We start from the raw sequence: 15,956 nt of genomic DNA on the forward strand, positions 1-15,956 counted from the left end.
CATATGGCCGGGGCTGATGGAGCCGGGCAGCCTACTGCCCGCACACCGCATTTCGACGTTGTCCTCCGTGGTTACAACCAGCGACAGGTGAATGAGCGGGTCACCCGCTTGGAGTTCGACCTCAAGAACTCGAACAGGTCGCGCGACGCGGCGGCGGCGCAGGTGGCGGAGCTGACGAAGCTGCTGAACACCCTGCGCGCCGACCTCGACAAGACCAAGATGCAGCTCCACAACCTCGCCAACCGGCCGGTCGACGCCTCCAACGTCACCGAACGTGTGCGCGTGATGATGACGCTCGCCGAGGAAGAGATCGCGGACATCCGCAAGGGCGCCCTCGACGCCGCGAACGCGACCCGCGCCGAAGCCGAGAGGTGGGCCGCCGAACAGCGCGAGACCCACCAGCGGATGCTGGCCGAGACCGAGGCCCGCCGCAAGCAGCTGGAGGTCGCGCACCAGCAGCGCACCGCCGAGCTGGAGAAGCAGTTCGCGGAACGCCGCACCGAGCTCGAAGCCGAACACGAGGCGCTGCGCACCAAGCTCGTCACCGAGCACGAGGCCCTGGTCGCCGAGACCCGCGCCGCCGGCGAACGCGTGACCGCCGACTTCGACCGCAGGTCCGCGGACCTGGACGCCCGCCGCGTCGAGCTGGACCAGAAGTACAAGGCGTACCACGACGAGCTCGACAAGGAGTACGACGGCCTCAAGTCGAAGCTCACCGCCGAACACCAGAAGGTCCTCGCCGACGCCCGCGCCGAAGCCGACCGCATCGCCGCCGAAACCGAGGCCACCCGCACCGAGGCGTTGCAGAAGCTCGACGACACCCTGAAGCTCAAGCGCGCCGAAACCGAGAAGGCCATCGCCGACCTCGAAGCCGACGCCCTGGCCAGGGTCGAGAAGACCACCGCCGACGCCACCGCGGCAGCCACCGCTCTCGTCGACGAGGCCGAGACCAAGGCCAACGCCCTGGTGACCGAGGCCGAGACCCGTGCCGCCAGCACCGTGCGCGAGGCCGACGAGAAGGCGGCGGACCTCGTCCGCGTCGCCGAGGAGGAGTCCACCCGCCTGGTGCGCGAAGCCGAGGCGGAGACGACCCGGCTGTCGGCCGAGGCCGATCAGCGGGCCGCGGCCGCTGCTGAGCGGGAGGCTTCGTTGCGTGCTGCGCACGACAACCTGACGACGCAGTTCCACGCCGCTCAGGCGGCGGTTGAGGCTGCGATGACGGCTTTGAAGCCGTTGCCGTCTTCGGAGGTCGACTCGGATGCGGTTGCCGAAGCTGAGGCTGGGTCTGTGGCGAAGGCTGCGGGTGGGGCTGGTGCGGGTGGGGCTGGTGCGGGTGGGGCCGGTGCCGCTGGGGTGAAGGCTGCTGAGGGCGACGCGAAGGCGGCTGATGCGAAGGCGGCTGATGCGAAGGGTGCCGGCGCGAAGGGTGCCGGCGGTTCGGAGGCCAAGACTGAGCAGTTGCCTAAGCAGCGGCCGACGCGGTGATTCCTGGTTTGTCGCCTTGGGGCCGGGGTTGATCGGGCACGATGTCGATCACCTTGGCACCGTGGTTGGTCAGGCAGGGACGACGTTCGGGGTTCATCGCCGCTTCGCGACGATCGCGATTGGGGCTTGACTTCGAGCCTCTAGCGGGGCGATGAGTCGGCCTTAAAAGGCCGGGCATAAGCGAGCCCGGCCGATCCCTACCAGGGTATCGCCCCGCCCTCAAAGTCAAGCCCCAATCGCAGAAAGGGCTTGTCACCGCTACCCGTCAAGGGAAGGTGGACACGCCTCGCTTCGCTCGACGGGTGTGGGAAGCCTGAGGCGAGGGAAGGTTCGTCTCGCTTCGCTCGATCGGGGGCTGGGGCGTCTGGCCATGGGCTGGGTCCGCCTTGCGGCGTTCGGCTCACCCTGTCCGCCTCACCAGATCGGCCGACTATGACCGCGTCACCGCGGCCCCAGTCCGCCCAGCCCAGTCCGCCCAGCCCAGCCCAGCTCGGTCCGGTCCGGCACACCCAGCCCGGTTCGGTTCGGTTCCGTCCACCCAGCCCGGTCAACCCGGTCCGGCCCGGTCCGGTCCGCCTGGTCCGCGTAGCCCGGTCCGCCTAGCCCGACCCAGCCCGCCCAGCGGTCCGCCCGGTCCGCCTAGCCCAGCCCGACCCTGCCCAACCCAAGCTGGCCCGGTCTCCTTGGCCAAGTCCCATCCAGTCCCGCCCTGCGAGCCACTGCGGTGCTCAGAACTGTCAGACCCCCTGAGTAGCGTCGGTCGCGGGGGATCCTGAACCGAAGGGGACCCCTGCGCGAGCCTGCAAACGGCGCGATGGCGGGTGCACGCGCGGATTGGAGCGGCGGGCAGCGCAGTCCTCGATCATCGCGCCCTCAAACGCGGCCCCGAACGCCGCGGACCCCCGAACGCAGCTCCGGAACGCCCCGCGGACCACCCGAACGCCGCAGCCGTCCAGCAGCGCAGCTATCGAGCCACACAGCCCCGAACGGTACGGCCGTCGAGCGCTACGGCTCCCGAGCGGCACAGCCGCCGACCGGCACGGCTCAAAGCGGCGCAGTCACCGATCAGTACGGCCCCGAGCAGCGCGTCCCCAAGCAGTACGGCCCAGAGCAGTGCAGCCATTGAACAACGCAGCCATCGAACAGCGGGGCCGAGCAGCACGGCCCCAAGCAGTACGGCCCCAAGCGCCACAGCACCCGAGCAGTGCAGCCGCCGAGCGGCACAGCCGCCGACCGGCACGCCCTCGATCGGCACGGCGCCGAGCGGCACAGCGCCGAGCGGCACAGCGCCGAGCGGCACAGCGCCGAGCGGCACAGCGCCGAGCGGCACAGCCCTGAGCAGTGCACCCACCAAACAGCACCGCCCCGAGCGGTCCAGTCCCGAGCAGCACCGCCCCGAGCGGTCCAGCCCCGAGCGGTCCAGTCCCGAGCGGTCCAGTCCCGAGCGGCACAGCCCCGAGCGGCACAGCCCCGAGCGGTGCCCCACCAAGCGGCACGGCCCCCGAGCGGTACGGCTGTCGAGCGGTGTGATCAGGCCTTTTCCAGGAACTCGGCGCGTTCCTCGGTCAGAAGGGTTGCGACCATCGCGGCCAGGCCGGGGTGGGTGGTGAGGTCGGGGTCGGCGTCCACCACGGACTGGGCGGCGGTGCGGGCTTCGGCGATGATGTCCTCGTCGCGCAGCAGGGAGAGCATTTTCAGGCCTGAGCGGGTGCCGGACTGGGCGGCGCCCAGGATGTCGCCCTCGCGGCGGAGTTCGAGGTCGAGTTGGGCCAGTTCGAAGCCGTCCAGGGTGGACTCGACGGCCCGCAGGCGTTCCATGGTGGCGGTCATCTCGGGCATTTCCGTCACCAGGAGGCACAGGCCGGGGGCGGAGCCTCGGCCCACGCGGCCGCGGAGTTGGTGGAGTTGGGAGACGCCGAAGCGGTCGGCGTCCATGATGGCCATCACGGTGGCGTTCGGGACGTTCACGCCCACCTCGATGACGGTGGTGGCCACCAGGACGTGGATCTGGTTCGCGGAGAAGGCGCGCATCACGGCGTCTTTTTCGTCCGGGGGCATGCGGCCATGCAGGATTTCCACGCGCAGGCCCTTCAGCGGGCCTGCGGCGAGCATGGTTGCCACGTCCACAACGGACAGTGCGGGGCGCTTCTCGGAGTCGTCGGGCTTGGGGTCGTCGTCGCCGTCGCCGATGCGGGGGCAGACGAAGTAGGCCTGGTGGCCGGCGGCCACCTCCTCGCGGACTCGGGCGAAGGCGCGGTCGAGCCATGTGGGTTTTTCGCGGACCGGGACTACCGAGGTCTTGATCGGGGAGCGGCCGCCGGGAAGTTCGCGCAGGGCGGAGACCTCCAGGTCGCCGTAGACGGTCATGGCGACGGTGCGCGGGATCGGGGTCGCGGTCATGACCAGCACGTGCGGGTTCTCGCGTTCGCCTCGGGCGCTCAGGGCGGCGCGTTGTTCCACGCCGAAGCGGTGTTGTTCGTCGACCACGACGAGGCCGAGGGAGTGGAACTCGACCTTGTCCTGGATGATCGCGTGCGTTCCCACGACGATGCCGGCCTCGCCGGTCACGATGTCCAGCAGGGCCTGGCGGCGCTGGGCGGTGTTCATCGAACCGGTCAGCAGCGTCACGCGGGTCGCGGTCTCCGCGGCGCCGAGCTGGCCGGCCTGGGCGAGGTCGCCGAGCATCTCGGCCAGGGAGCGGGCGTGCTGGGCGGCGAGGACCTCGGTCGGGGCGAGCATGGCGGCCTGGCGGCCTGCGTCGACGGCCTGGAGCATCGCTCGCAACGCGACCATGGTCTTCCCCGAGCCGACCTCGCCCTGCAGCAGGCGGTTCATCGGCACGACCGAGGCGAGGTCGGTGGAGATCTGCTCGCCGACCGAGACCTGGCCCGCGGTCAGGGTGAACGGCAGCCGCGCGTCGAAGGCGTCGAGGAGGCCGCCGGAACGGCGGGCGCACGAGGGGGCGGGGCGGGCGCTGGCGGACTTGCGGCGCTGGGCCAGTGCCAGCTGCACGGCCAGTGCCTCGTCCCACTTCAACCGCTGCTGCGCCACGGAGATCTGCGCCCAGCTCTCGGGGCGGTGGATCGCGCGCAGCGCCTCCTCCAGGCCGATCAGGCCGTGCTCGGCGCGGAAGTCGGCGGGCAGCGGGTCCTCCGGCACACCGTCCCAGACCTCCAGCAGCTGCTTCACGCAGTTGGCGATGTTCCACGTGTTGATGTGCTGCGAGGCCGGGTAGACGGGGAGGAACGCCTGCAGGAACGCGGAGCTGTCGGACTCCGGGGTGAGGATCTCGAACGCCGGGTGCACCAGCTGCAGGTTCTGCCGGTAGCGGCCGACCTTGCCCGCGAACAACGCCTTCGTGCCCGGCAGCAGCTCCTTCTCCGCGACGAACGCCGGCTTGCCGAAGAACACCAGGTGCAGCTCGGAGGTGCCGTCGGTGATGACGGCCTCGGTCATCTGGCCGCGGCGCGCCTTCATCTGCCGCTTCTGGCACTTGCGGACCTCGGCCTGCACGGTGACGTGCTCGTCGATCTCCAGCGATTTGATGTCGGTCAGCTTCCCGCGCTCGTCGTAGCGGCGCGGGTAGTGGCGCAGCAGGTCACCGACCGTCGTGAGGCCGAGGCCGGTCTCCAGTGCGTCGGCGGACTTCTTGCCGAGCAACGGCTGCAGCTTGTCGTCGAAGGAGATCATCGCGTCCCATTCAACTACTCGACACCGACAAAAATGAGCGCGTCCGGCTGACCACCGGGATACGCCGTCACCTCGACCTCCGGATGGGTGACGCGGAGGTGGTCCTCCAGGACGTCCACCAGGCCGTCGGGTGCGTCGGCGCCCAGCAGCACCGTCACCAGCTCGCCGCCGCCGCTCAGCATGCGATCGACGAGGCGGCAGGACAGGTCCAGCACCGACTCCGGCCCGGCCGGGCCCGGCTCGATCAGCACGACCTCGCCGTCCAGCATGCCGAGCAGGTCGCCGGGCTGGCAGCGGCCCACCCACGTGATGGCCTCGTCGGCGGCGATCGCCAGCTCACCGCGGCGGGTGGCAGCGGCGGCCTCGGCCATCGCGACGACGTCGTCACCGGCACGGCGGGAGGCGTCGTGCACGGCCAGCGCGGCGAGGGCCTGCACCGGTGAGAACGTGGGCACCACCACCACGTCCTGCCCTGCGGCCTGTGCGTACGCCACGGCCTCGTCCAACGCCTCGCGCAGGTCCGGATCGCCCGGCAGCACGGCGACGTGACGCGCGCGCGTCGACACGATGGCGGACAACAGGTCCGTGGACGTCGCCGAAGAAGAAGCCAGGTCGAACACCGTGGCGCCCTCCGCGCGGAACAGGTCCACCGCACCGCTCACGACCACCACGATCGCCCGGTCGCGCACGAAGCGGGACGCCTGCGCCGCGATCTGGTCGGCGAAGCGCGCCACCGTGATGCGGTGGGGCCGGCCGGCGCGCACACCGGCCTCGATGGCCGCGCCGATGTCGTTGCAGTGCACGTGCACGGTCCACAGCGAGGCGCCGTCGCTCACGACGGACACGCAGTCGCCGAGCACGGTCAGCGTGGCCCGCAGCTCCGCCACAGCCTCCTCGGAGGTGTCTTCGAGCAGGTACATGACCTCGTACTCGAACTCCGCCGACCCGCTCTCGCGCTCGGTCGTCAGCGACTCGGGCGTGCGCGGCACCAGCGGCGCGTCCACGGGCGTCTCGACGGCCTGGCCGGTGATCACCGCGGCGAGTGTGTCCAACAACACAACCAGCCCGCGGCCACCGGCGTCGACCACCCCCGCCTTGGCCAGCACGGCGAGCTGGCGGGGCGTGTCGGCCAACGCCACGGCGCTCGCGCGTGAGGCCGCCACGACCACCTCGTCGAGCTCGTCGGACGGGCAGTCACGGGCGGCTTCGGCGGCGGCGTGCAGCACCGACAGGACCGTGCCGGGCACAGGCTTGGAGACCGCGGCGGTGGCCAGCTCGTCGGAGCGCTGCAGCGCCCTGCGCAGCGCGGCGCCGGAGACCACCGAGACCCCTTGAACAGTCTCCGCCAGGCCCCTGAGCACCTGCGACAGGATCACGCCCGAGTTGCCGCGGGCACCGGCGAGGGCGCCGCGGGCCAGCGCGGACAGCGCGTCGCCGACGGTCGTCATGGGCGAGCGCAGCAGCGCGTCGAGGGCGGACTGCATCGTGTGCAGCAGGTTCGTCCCCGTGTCACCGTCGGGCACGGGGAAGACGTTGATCTGGTCGATCGACGCCCGGTTGGCGTCCAGCGACCGCACGCACGCGTCCGCCCACCTGCGCACCGCGACCGCATCCATGACCTGCATGGCGGCGAGGGTATCCACCCGGTTTGGTCGCTGGTGAGGCCACCGGCTACCCTGATTGGGTTGCCGTGCCCGGTTGAGGCTTGTGCACGCTTGCGCGCCCACCGGGACGCGAGACTCACCGCTTGAGGAACCTGAAGGAGTGGCTGACGTGGCTGCCGTGTGCGACGTCTGTGGCAAGGGGCCGGGCTTCGGCCATTCGGTTTCGCACTCCCAGCGGAAGACGAACCGCCGCTGGAACCCGAACATCCAGTCTGTGCGCGCGAAGGTCTCGGCCTCGCAGCGCCAGCGGATCAACGTGTGCACCTCCTGCCTGAAGGCCGGGAAGGTTGTGCGCGGCTGATCACCGCCACAGTTCGTTAGTTAGTGGGGGAAGAGCCCGGCTTCGGCCGGGCTCTTCTCGCGTTCCAGGGCCCGGTGGACGAACGCCAGGCACCCCAGCCCGGCCAGCAACGCCCCTGTGCCGCCGAGGGCGAACACCGCGCGCGGTCCGATGAACAACAGCAACACAGCGGCCGTGGCCGTCCCCAGCAGGTTCGCGCCGGTCACCGTCGAGCCGGCCGCGGCGAACGCACGGCCACGCACCGCCTCCGGTGTGCGCAACCGCACGATGGCGTTCAGGGCCACGTTGTGGACGCCGTTCGACGCACCGCCGACGACCCAGCCGGTTCCCGCCGCCACGGCGAACGGGAACGCCGCCGGGATCAGCACCCCGATGCCCGTGGTGACGGCGGCGGCAGCGATCGCGTACGCCACACCGGGCACGGTCCGCAGCCGCGCGCCGAGCCGGTTGCCGACCAGGATCCCGGTCAGCCAGCACGCCTGCATCGCCCCGAGCACGAACTCGTCGCCGTGCAGCACGTACCGCACGAACGCGGGATCGGCCACGTTGATCACCACGACCGCGCCGACGCAGAGGGCCAGCCCGAGGATCACCGTGGCCAGCACGGGATCGCGCCGCACGTGCCGGATTCCCGCGAGCGCGCTGGGACGTGCCTCGTGCTCCCCGGAGGGCCGCCGTTCCGCGCGCACGAACCCCAGCAGCGCCGCGTAGGCGAGGAACGTGCCGCCGTCGACGAGCAGTGCGGCGGGGTGACCGAAGGTCCCGGCGAGCACCGCACCGGCGGTGACGCCCGCCATGCTGCCGAGACTGCGCCCGGTGCTGAGCCACGCGTACCCGCGGGTCGCTTGCTCTTCGCCGGCGATGTGCGGCACGAGAGCGGAGACGCAGGGCTGGGCGACCGCACGCCCGCAGCCGGAGAGCAGCACCAGGGCCACCACGAGGACCGGCTGACCCATCACCGGCGCGATGGCCGCGATCGCCACGCCCTGGAACGGCAGCGCGGCGATCAGCAGGCGGCGGTTGGGCAGCCGGTCGACGAGCGCGCCCGCGAGCGGCGCACCGAGCACGACCGGCAGCAGCTGGGCGATGAGGATCGCGGCCACCAGCAGCGGGCTGACCGGTGTGGCCCAGAACAGCAGGACCAGCAACGACAACGCGTTGCCGAACTCCGACACGGCCGCACCGGCGGCGACCAACGACAGATCCCGGCTCCCCCGCATGCCGGCGACGCTAGTCACACGCCACGCGGGGGCAATCGAATTCCTACGGCAGCTTCCAGTCGACCGGCTCGGCGCCCTGCTTCTCCAGCAGCTCGTTGGCGCGGCTGAACGGCTTCGAGCCGAAGAACCCGGCGTGCGCGGACAACGGTGACGGGTGCGCGGACTCGATGGCGGGCAACGGCTCCAGCAACGGGCGCAGGTTGCGCGCGTTGCGGCCCCACAGGATCGACACGAGCGGTGCGTCACGGGCGGCCAGCGCCTTGATGGCCTGCTCCGTCACCGCCTCCCAGCCCTTGCCCTGGTGGGAGTTCGCCTTGCCGGGCTGCACGGTGAGCGCCCTGTTGAGCAGCAGCACACCCCGCTCGGCCCACGGCGTCAGGTCGCCGTTGGACGGGATCGGGTACCCGAGGTCCTCGGCGTACTCCTTGTAGATGTTCACCAGCGACTTGGGGATCGGCCGCACATCGGGTGCCACGGAGAACGACAGGCCGACCGCGTGGCCGGGTGTCGGGTACGGGTCTTGGCCGACGATCAGCACCTTCACCTGGTGGAACGGCTGCTGGAACGCACGCAGCACGTTCTCGCCCGCGGGCAGGTAGGTGCGGCCGGCGGCGACCTCCGCGCGCAGGAACTCACCCATGGCGGCGATCTGGTCGGCAACGGGGGCGAGAGCTTCAGCCCAGCCGGCTTCGACAACTTCGTTGAGGGGACGAGCCACGGCTGTGAACCCTATCCCACTCAGTCCAAACGACGGAGCTTCTCCCGGTACACCGCGATGTTCTGCACGTATTTGTCGACGATGAAGGCCCACGCCCGTTCCGGCACGACATAACCGGTGCGCTCGCGGGCGGGGACGCCGAGCACCATCGTGCGTTCGCGGACGTGGCCGTCGAACGAGACCACCGCGCCGGCGCCGACGATCGCACCCTTCTCCACGATGGAACCGTTGAGCACCACCGAGCCCGAGGCGATCAGGCAGTCGTCCGCGACGGTCGCGCCCTCGATGTGGACGTTGTGCCCGATGACGCAGCCCGAGCCGATGTGGACGGGGTGCACCTCGGTGCAGTGGATCACCGTGCCGTCCTGGACCGACGTGCGCTCGTCGACGACGATGCGGCCGTAGTCACCGCGGAGGACGGCCTGCGGCCACACCGACGACTGCGCGCCGATGCGGACGTCACCGATCACCGTCGCGTCCGGGTGCACGTACGCGTCCGGGTGGATCTGCGGTGTGTAGTCCCCCAGCGCATAGATGGGCATGGAGGCGAACCTACAACGGCTTGCCGTAGCAACGGCTCTCCGGGTGGTCGCGGTAGATGCCGAAGTTCGCGATCCGCTCGTAGCCGGTGGCCAGGTACAGGCCGATGGCTTCGGGCTGGCGCAGACCGGTTTCGAGCACCATCTGCCGGTGGCCGGCCGCGCGTGCGGTGTCCTCCAGGTTCGTGAGCACGAGCCGGGAGAGACCCCGGCCGCGCAACGCCTCGGCGACGTACATGCGCTTGATCTCGGCCGCGCCCTCCAGCTCGGAGTGCACCCGCCAGCCGCCGCACGCGATGGGCGCGCCGTCGAGGTAGCCGACCACGAAGTAGCCGAGCGGGGCGGCGAACTGCGCGGGCTCGACCGGCGTCACGTCCTTCTCGCCGTAGCGTTCGACGAAGACCTGCTGGAGGTCCTCGATCAGCTTCACGGCATCCGGATGATCATACGTGCGCGCGCATAGTTCCACAGGGACCCAGTCTACGCGCGCCAGTGCTCCCAGCCAGGGGGTTTCTCGTAGGTCCGGCCGTCGACCGTGACGCCCTCACCCGCGCGGACCGTGCCGATCGTGGTCCAGCCCTCGGGCACCGCCTTCGGGCCGGGGAACGTCGCCGCGAGGGCGTGATCCTCCCCACCGGTCAGCGCCCAGTGCCGTGCGTCACCCCCGAGCGCGGACGCCACGTCCAGCAGGCGCGGGTGCAACGGCAGCAGCTCGGTGCGGATGTCGATCGCCACACCGGAGGCGTCGGCGATGTGGCCGAGGTCCTGCAGCAGCCCGTCCGAGACGTCGATCATCGCGGTCGCGCCGGCCTCTGCGGCCCTCGGGCCCTCCTCGTACGGGGGCTCCGGGGTGCGCTGGGCGTTGACGATGCCGACCGGGGAACGGAACCCGCGGCCCAGCACGGCCAGTCCGGCCGCCGCCCAGCCGAGCCGCCCGGTCACCGCCACGACGTCGCCGACGAGCGCGCCGGACCGCGTGACGGGCTCCAGCCCGTTCATGTCACCCATGGCCGTGATGGAGATCACCAGCGTGGCGGAGCTGACCATGTCGCCGCCCACGATCCCCGCACCCGCCTTGGCCGCTTCCTCCCACAGGCCCGCCATGATCCCCTCGATCGTCGCCGCGGGGGTGTCGGGCGGACACGCCACGCCGACGAGCAGACCGGACGGCAGCGCGCCCATCGCGACGACGTCCGCGAGGTTCACCGCGGCCGCTTTTCGGCCCACCTGCTCGGGACTGGACCAGTCGAGTCTGAAGTGGACACCCTCGACCAGCACGTCCATCGACGCGACCACCCGGCCGTCCGGCACGGCCACGACGGCCGCGTCGTCGCCGGGACCGAGGACGGTCGTCTCTGGCTGCGCCCGACCGGCCGTCACCCGGTGGATGAGATGGAACTCACCCACGTTGGCGACCGTCTCCGCGTCGTGCGGCGGCTCCGGACGCAAAGTTGCCTCCCAATCTGAGCATTCGGAACCCCAACTGGGGTACGTTGCGTGACACGTTCCTACCTCGACCCAACCTGTCGCGACGAAGGGGCACGCCGTGGTGCATGCATACATCCTCATCCAGACCGAGGTCGGCAAGGCCGCTGCAGTCGCCTCCGAGATCTCCGGCATCACCGGCGTCGCCACCGCCGAGGACGTCACCGGTCCGTACGACGTCATCGTCCGCGCGGAAGCGGACACCGTCGACCAGCTCGGCCAGCTCGTGGTGGCGCGCATCCAGAACGTCGAGGGGATCACGCGGACGCTCACCTGCCCGGTGGTCCACCTCTAGCCAGCCCGTGTTGTCATAGCCGGGTGACTCAGCAGGAATCCACGTCGGCGCTGTCCCGGCCGCTGCTCTTGGCGGTCGGGCTCGCCGTGCTGCTCGCCATCGGTGTCGCCGCGCTCGGTCTCGTGCTGGGCACGGGGAACCAGACCGAGGTCGTGCCCGGCCGCTCGGGACCGCTCGCGCTGGTCTCGATCGACGCGCCGGACGCCGGTTCACCGCCGTGCACCTCGCTGGTCGAGAAGCTGCCGCTGGGCCTGCCGTCCGGTAAGGACATGCTGCCGCGCCGGGAGGTCGCCACGCCCGCACCGCCGGCCGCGGTCGCGTGGGGTGACGCCCAGCACGACCCGGTGGTGCTGCGCTGCGGCCTGCCCAGGCCGGCCGAGCTGACGCCGTCGGCCCAGCTGCGGGTGATCTCCGACGTGCAGTGGTTGCAGCTGCCCGGTTCCGGCAGCTCGACGTGGGTGGTCGTGGACCGCGGGGTGTACGTGGCGCTGACGGTGCCCGACGACGCGGGCACCGGACCGTTGCAGGACATCTCCACCACGGTGCGCGACCTGCTGCCGAAGCAGCCGGTGCGGACGACCTCCTAGCGCAGGCCGGAGCCGCGCGCGACCGCCGTCTCGATCAACGTGGTCAGCAGCGCCGGGAAGTCGATGCCGGTCGCCTCCCACGCCTTGGGGTACATGGAGATCGGCGTGAAACCGGGCATGGTGTTGAGCTCGTTGATGATGAGCTCGCCGTCCTCGGTGAGGAAGAAGTCCACCCTGGACAGCCCCTGGCAGTCGAGCGCCTTGAACGCCGTGACGGCCATCGCGCGCAGCCGCTCGGTGACGTCGTCGTCGAGCTTCGCCGGGATGTCGGCCTCGTAGGAGTCGTCGACGTACTTGGCGTTGAAGTCGTACCAGCCGACGCCCTCGCCGACCGGCCGCAGCTCGGCCGGCAGCGACGCCTCGACCCGGCCGTCGGGGAACTCCAGCACCGCGCACTCGATCTCCCGCGCGTTCGGCACCGCCGACTCGATGATGACCTTGGGGTCGTGCCGGCGCGCCTCGAAGACCGCGGCGTCCAGGTCGGCCCAGTCGTCGATCTTCGTGATGCCGACCGACGAACCGGCCCGCGACGGCTTCACGAACACCGGCAGCCCCAGCTGCTCGCGCTCGTCGAGGGTGAGCGTGGTGGCGGCGCGGTCGAGCGCGACGAACGTGCCGACCGCCAGCCCCTCGGCCTGCAGCAGCTTCTTGGCGAAGATCTTGTCCATGGCGGCCGCGCTCGCGAACACGCCCGGCCCGACGTAGGGCAGGCCACCGAGCTCCAGCAGCCCCTGGATGGTGCCGTCCTCACCCCATGCGCCGTGCAGCAGCGGGAAGACGACGTCGACGTCCGCCAGGGCCTGGCCGGGCTCGATCGCGGCCACGTCCCGGTTGCGCAGCGTCGGGAGGTGGCCGGCACCCGCTTCGAGCGCGGTCGGGTCCGTGCCGAGCGTCCACTGCCCCTGCGGCGTGATGCCGATCGGCACCACCTCGAAGCGGTCGGCGTCGAGGTGGGGCAGGACGCTCTTGGCGGACTGGCAGGAGACCTCGTGCTCGGAGCTGCGGCCGCCGAACACCACGGCCACCCTCGTCTTGCGCTGCGTCATGCGGGCGACCCTACCCGTTTGGGCGATTGTGCCTACCCGTGAGTTCGCGGGCTTCAACCTGGTGGGTGTGCCGCAGGCCGACCCGCGGAACAGTCCCTGGCTGGACGGCCCCGTCGAGCTGCGGATCGCGATCACGGCCGCGGACGGTCCCGGTGCGGAGGTGCCGGGAGCGGCTCATCGAGTGGGTCCGGCACGCGCGGCGGCACAGGGCGAGGTGGTCCACCGCTCCGCGATCGCTCCGGCGCGGCCGGCCGGACCTCCGCCAGGCAGGAGGACGCGGTGGTCGTGCCCGATCACCACGGCCTCGGCCGGTTCGGCGAGGCGCACCTGCCGCGGTGGCCGCTCGCGGCCCACGACGTGCGGACGGTCAGCCGGCCCTGCTGAGCAGCTCCACCAGCACGGGCAGCGCACTCACCAGCTGGTCGCGGGAGCACGCGCTGTACCCGATGGCCAGGCCGTGCCACCGCGCGCGGTTGACGAAGTGCCGGCCCAGGCCGTCCACGCGCAGGCCGCGTTCCAGTGCCTGCTTCATCACCGCGCGCTCGGCCTCCGCATGAGGCAGCAGCACCACGACGTGTGCGCCGGCGTCGTCGCCGAGGACCTCGATGCCCGCGGCGGCGAACGTGCCGACGATCAGCGCGCGGCGCTCGGCGAGCTCACGGCGCAGTTTGCGCAGGTGGCGGCCCAGGTCGCCGGTGCGGGCCAGTTCGACGACGACGCGCTGGCCCGCGGCGGCCGGGCTGGTGCCGGTGAGGTCGCGGTGTTCCAGCACGGCGGTGGCGATGTGTTCGGGGGCGACCATCCAGCCGGCGCCGAGGGTCGGGGTGAGGATCTTGCTCGTGGTCCCGAGGTGGACGACGACGTCCGGCGCGAGGGCGGCCAGTGAGGGCAGCGGGGCCACGTCGTAGCGCAGCTCGCCGTCGTAGTCGTCCTCGATGACCAGCCAGCCGTCGCGGCGCGCGCGCTCGACCAGCGCCACGCGACGGCCCGCGGACATGCGGCCGCCGAGCGGGTACTGGTGCGCGGGCGAGCAGTAGACGGCGCTGACGCCGGACGGGACGGCGTCGGGCAGGAGGCCCTCGGCGTCGACGGCGGCCTGGACGACCTTCAGGCCGGCCGCGCGGAAGACGCCGACCGCGCGCTGGTAGCCGGGTTCCTCCACGGCCACGGCGTCGCCGCGGCGCAGCACCGCGACCGCGATCTCGGTCAGCACCGCCGTGGTGCCGCCGGTGGCGAGCACGGGTTCGGCGTTGACGGCCAGGCCGCGGTGGCGCAGCAGGTGCTCGGCGATGGTCTCGCGGTACTCGGGCAGGCCGGCGCGTTCGGGACGGGACAGCGGCGGCGTGTCGGCGGCGGCACGCCAGGCACGGCGCCAGGCCGCGCGGTCGAGGCCACCGGCCCACGGCGCGCCGGTGCCGAGGTCGACGAAGTCGGTGATGGCGGGGACGACGGCCTTGCGCGAACGTTTGCGCATCGGGCCGGGCGGCGTTGTCGTGACGTACGTGCCGGAGCCGTGGCGGCCGGCGATCCAGCCCTCGGCGTGCAGCTGGTCGTACGCGGCGGCGGTCACCGTGCGGGACACTCCGAGACGTTCGGCGAGAGCGCGCGTGGAGGGCAGCCGGTCGCCCGCGCGCAGCCGCCCCTCGGAGGCCGCGGAACGCAGGGCGTCGGCCAGCTGCACGGCGAGCGGCTCCGGCGACTCGCGGTCCAGGGCGACGGGCAGTGCGGTCTCCGCCAAAGTGGCCTTCTCAGATCGATCGAAACTGGCGCTTCAATGATGCCACTTGGGCGGTCACAGTGGGAGCCATGACCACTGACGTGCAGCTCTCCCCCACCCCGCGCAGCACCGTCGTCCGCGGCAAGCAGAGAGCCGTCCAGGACCGCCAGGTGCTCTACGACATCCTCGACGCGGGCCTGGTGTGCCACCTCGCCGTGGAGGTCGACGGTGCCCCGTTCCTCATCCCCACCGCGTACGGGCGGGACGGCAACAGGATCTTCCTGCACGGCTCGACGGGTTCACGGTCCATCAGGAGCATGCTCGAAGGCAAGCCGGTTTGCGTGTCGGTCACGCTCGTCGACGGCGTCGTGTACTCGCGCTCGGTGTTCCACCACTCGATGAACTACCGGTCGGCGATCGTCCACGGCACCGCGCGCGTCGCCGAGGACCCCGAGCACGCGCTCAAGGTGATCGTCGAGCACGTCACGCCGGGCAGCTGGGACTACGCGCGCCGGCCCACGAAGAAGGAGCTCGCCGCCACGGTCGCGCTGGAGGTCGACCTGACCGAGGCCAGCGTGAAGGTGCGCGACGGCGGGCCCGGCGAGGAGCCGGAGGACCTGGAGGCGAACCTGGTGTGGGCCGGGCACATGCCGCTCGTCACGACGTGGGGCGCGCCGGTGCCGCACGAGACGGACAAGCCCGTCCCGCCGCACGTCAGCGCACGGGGCCGTTGACCGGGTCGTAGCGGTACGGGGTCATGGCGCGTGAACCGTGGCGGTACACGTGGATCGACACGGCCGGGTCGGCGCCGTCGTTGCGCACGTGGTGCACGTAGCCGGGACCCCACACCCGCGACTGTCCGGTGTGCAGCGAGTGCACGACCTGGATGCGGGTCGTCACGACCTCGGTGAGCACGCCGCTGACCACGGTGAACGCACCGGAGGTGGTCGAGTGGTCGTGCAGGGAGGCCGTCTGGCCGGGGAGCCAGCTCATCAGCCAGATCTCCTGGTCGGCGGTCTTCTCCACCAGCGTCGAGAAGCGCTCTTCCGGGTCGTAGCGCAGCAGGTGGGCCCACCGCGACCGGTCGGCCGCGACCGACAGCGCCACCCGGACGGGGTGCAGCAGCGCGGAGTTCTCAGGCAGAACGACGGTGTTCTCGGGAACGGCGAACATCGGGAAGAACAGTCCTAACCGTGGCGAATGCGCGAA

At 71.5% G+C, this 15,956-nt stretch carries 15 protein-coding genes; 5 read left to right on the plus strand and 10 right to left on the minus strand.

Annotated elements, in window-relative coordinates:
- Positions 1-87 precede the first annotated feature (87 nt).
- Positions 88-1,485, plus strand: coding sequence for a hypothetical protein (locus ADL03_RS29905; protein WP_157529467.1), 1,398 nt, complete (start codon positions 88-90; stop codon positions 1,483-1,485).
- Positions 1,486-3,015: 1,530 nt separating this feature from the next.
- Here ADL03_RS29905 and recG read toward each other — a convergent pair.
- Positions 3,016-5,175 (minus strand): ATP-dependent DNA helicase RecG, encoded by a 2,160-nt coding sequence (gene recG, locus ADL03_RS29910; RefSeq protein WP_053736920.1) that lies wholly within the window; start codon positions 5,173-5,175, stop codon positions 3,016-3,018.
- Positions 5,176-5,189: 14 nt separating this feature from the next.
- Entirely contained in the window at positions 5,190-6,800 is a 1,611-nt protein-coding gene (locus tag ADL03_RS29915; RefSeq protein ID WP_053736921.1) for a DAK2 domain-containing protein, read from the minus strand.
- A gap of 148 nt (positions 6,801-6,948) precedes the next feature.
- Here ADL03_RS29915 and rpmB point away from each other — a divergent pair, with 148 nt between their 5' ends.
- A complete protein-coding gene (rpmB, locus tag ADL03_RS29920) occupies positions 6,949-7,140 on the plus strand; it encodes a 50S ribosomal protein L28 (RefSeq protein ID WP_030467945.1) in 192 nt (63 codons plus the stop codon).
- A gap of 20 nt (positions 7,141-7,160) precedes the next feature.
- Here rpmB and ADL03_RS29925 read toward each other — a convergent pair whose 3' ends face one another.
- Genes ADL03_RS29925 through ADL03_RS29945 form a run of 5 tightly spaced genes read right to left on the minus strand, consistent with a single transcriptional unit; the run spans position 7,161 to position 11,180 of the window.
- A complete protein-coding gene (locus tag ADL03_RS29925) occupies positions 7,161-8,360 on the minus strand; it encodes an MFS transporter (RefSeq protein ID WP_082373588.1) in 1,200 nt (399 codons plus the stop codon).
- Between the two features lie 43 nt (positions 8,361-8,403).
- Positions 8,404-9,078: a uracil-DNA glycosylase gene (locus ADL03_RS29930; RefSeq protein WP_053736923.1), complete on the minus strand. Its 675-nt coding sequence runs from the start codon at positions 9,076-9,078 to the stop codon at positions 8,404-8,406.
- 20 nt (positions 9,079-9,098) lie between these two features.
- On the minus strand, positions 9,099-9,620 hold the full coding sequence (locus ADL03_RS29935) for a gamma carbonic anhydrase family protein (protein ID WP_053736924.1): 522 nt from the start codon (positions 9,618-9,620) through the stop codon (positions 9,099-9,101).
- A 10-nt stretch (positions 9,621-9,630) separates the two neighbouring features.
- Positions 9,631-10,047 (minus strand): GNAT family N-acetyltransferase, encoded by a 417-nt coding sequence (locus ADL03_RS29940; protein ID WP_231642425.1) that lies wholly within the window; start codon positions 10,045-10,047, stop codon positions 9,631-9,633.
- 50 nt (positions 10,048-10,097) lie between these two features.
- Positions 10,098-11,180: a thiamine-phosphate kinase gene (locus tag ADL03_RS29945; RefSeq protein WP_197288764.1), complete on the minus strand. Its 1,083-nt coding sequence runs from the start codon at positions 11,178-11,180 to the stop codon at positions 10,098-10,100.
- On the opposite strand from ADL03_RS29945, the gene ADL03_RS29950 reads away from it, so the two are divergent.
- Positions 11,164-11,397 (plus strand): Lrp/AsnC ligand binding domain-containing protein, encoded by a 234-nt coding sequence (locus ADL03_RS29950; protein WP_053736927.1) that lies wholly within the window; start codon positions 11,164-11,166, stop codon positions 11,395-11,397. The two genes, ADL03_RS29945 and ADL03_RS29950, sit on opposite strands and share 17 nt — an antisense overlap.
- A 23-nt stretch (positions 11,398-11,420) precedes the next feature.
- Positions 11,421-11,984: a DUF3515 domain-containing protein gene (locus tag ADL03_RS29955; protein WP_053736928.1), complete on the plus strand. Its 564-nt coding sequence runs from the start codon at positions 11,421-11,423 to the stop codon at positions 11,982-11,984.
- On the opposite strand, the gene ADL03_RS29960 is transcribed toward ADL03_RS29955, so the two are convergent.
- Both ADL03_RS29960 and ADL03_RS29965 read right to left on the minus strand, forming a co-directional pair.
- A complete protein-coding gene (locus ADL03_RS29960) occupies positions 11,981-13,030 on the minus strand; it encodes a D-alanine--D-alanine ligase family protein (RefSeq protein ID WP_053736929.1) in 1,050 nt (349 codons plus the stop codon). The two genes, ADL03_RS29955 and ADL03_RS29960, sit on opposite strands and share 4 nt — an antisense overlap.
- Positions 13,031-13,397: 367 nt before the next feature.
- Entirely contained in the window at positions 13,398-14,768 is a 1,371-nt protein-coding gene (locus tag ADL03_RS29965; RefSeq protein WP_053736930.1) for a PLP-dependent aminotransferase family protein, read from the minus strand.
- Between the two features lie 68 nt (positions 14,769-14,836).
- Between ADL03_RS29965 and ADL03_RS29970 the strand changes: the two genes are divergently transcribed.
- On the plus strand, positions 14,837-15,481 hold the full coding sequence (locus ADL03_RS29970; RefSeq protein WP_053736931.1) for a pyridoxamine 5'-phosphate oxidase family protein: 645 nt from the start codon (positions 14,837-14,839) through the stop codon (positions 15,479-15,481).
- Here the strand turns inward: ADL03_RS29970 and ADL03_RS29975 are convergent.
- Positions 15,462-15,920: a cysteine dioxygenase family protein gene (locus ADL03_RS29975; protein ID WP_053736932.1), complete on the minus strand. Its 459-nt coding sequence runs from the start codon at positions 15,918-15,920 to the stop codon at positions 15,462-15,464. The genes ADL03_RS29970 and ADL03_RS29975 overlap by 20 nt on opposite strands.
- Positions 15,921-15,956: the final 36 nt, after the last annotated feature.

Source organism: Nocardia sp. NRRL S-836 (assembly GCF_001279525.1).
Lineage (GTDB): Bacteria > Actinomycetota > Actinomycetes > Mycobacteriales > Pseudonocardiaceae > Lentzea.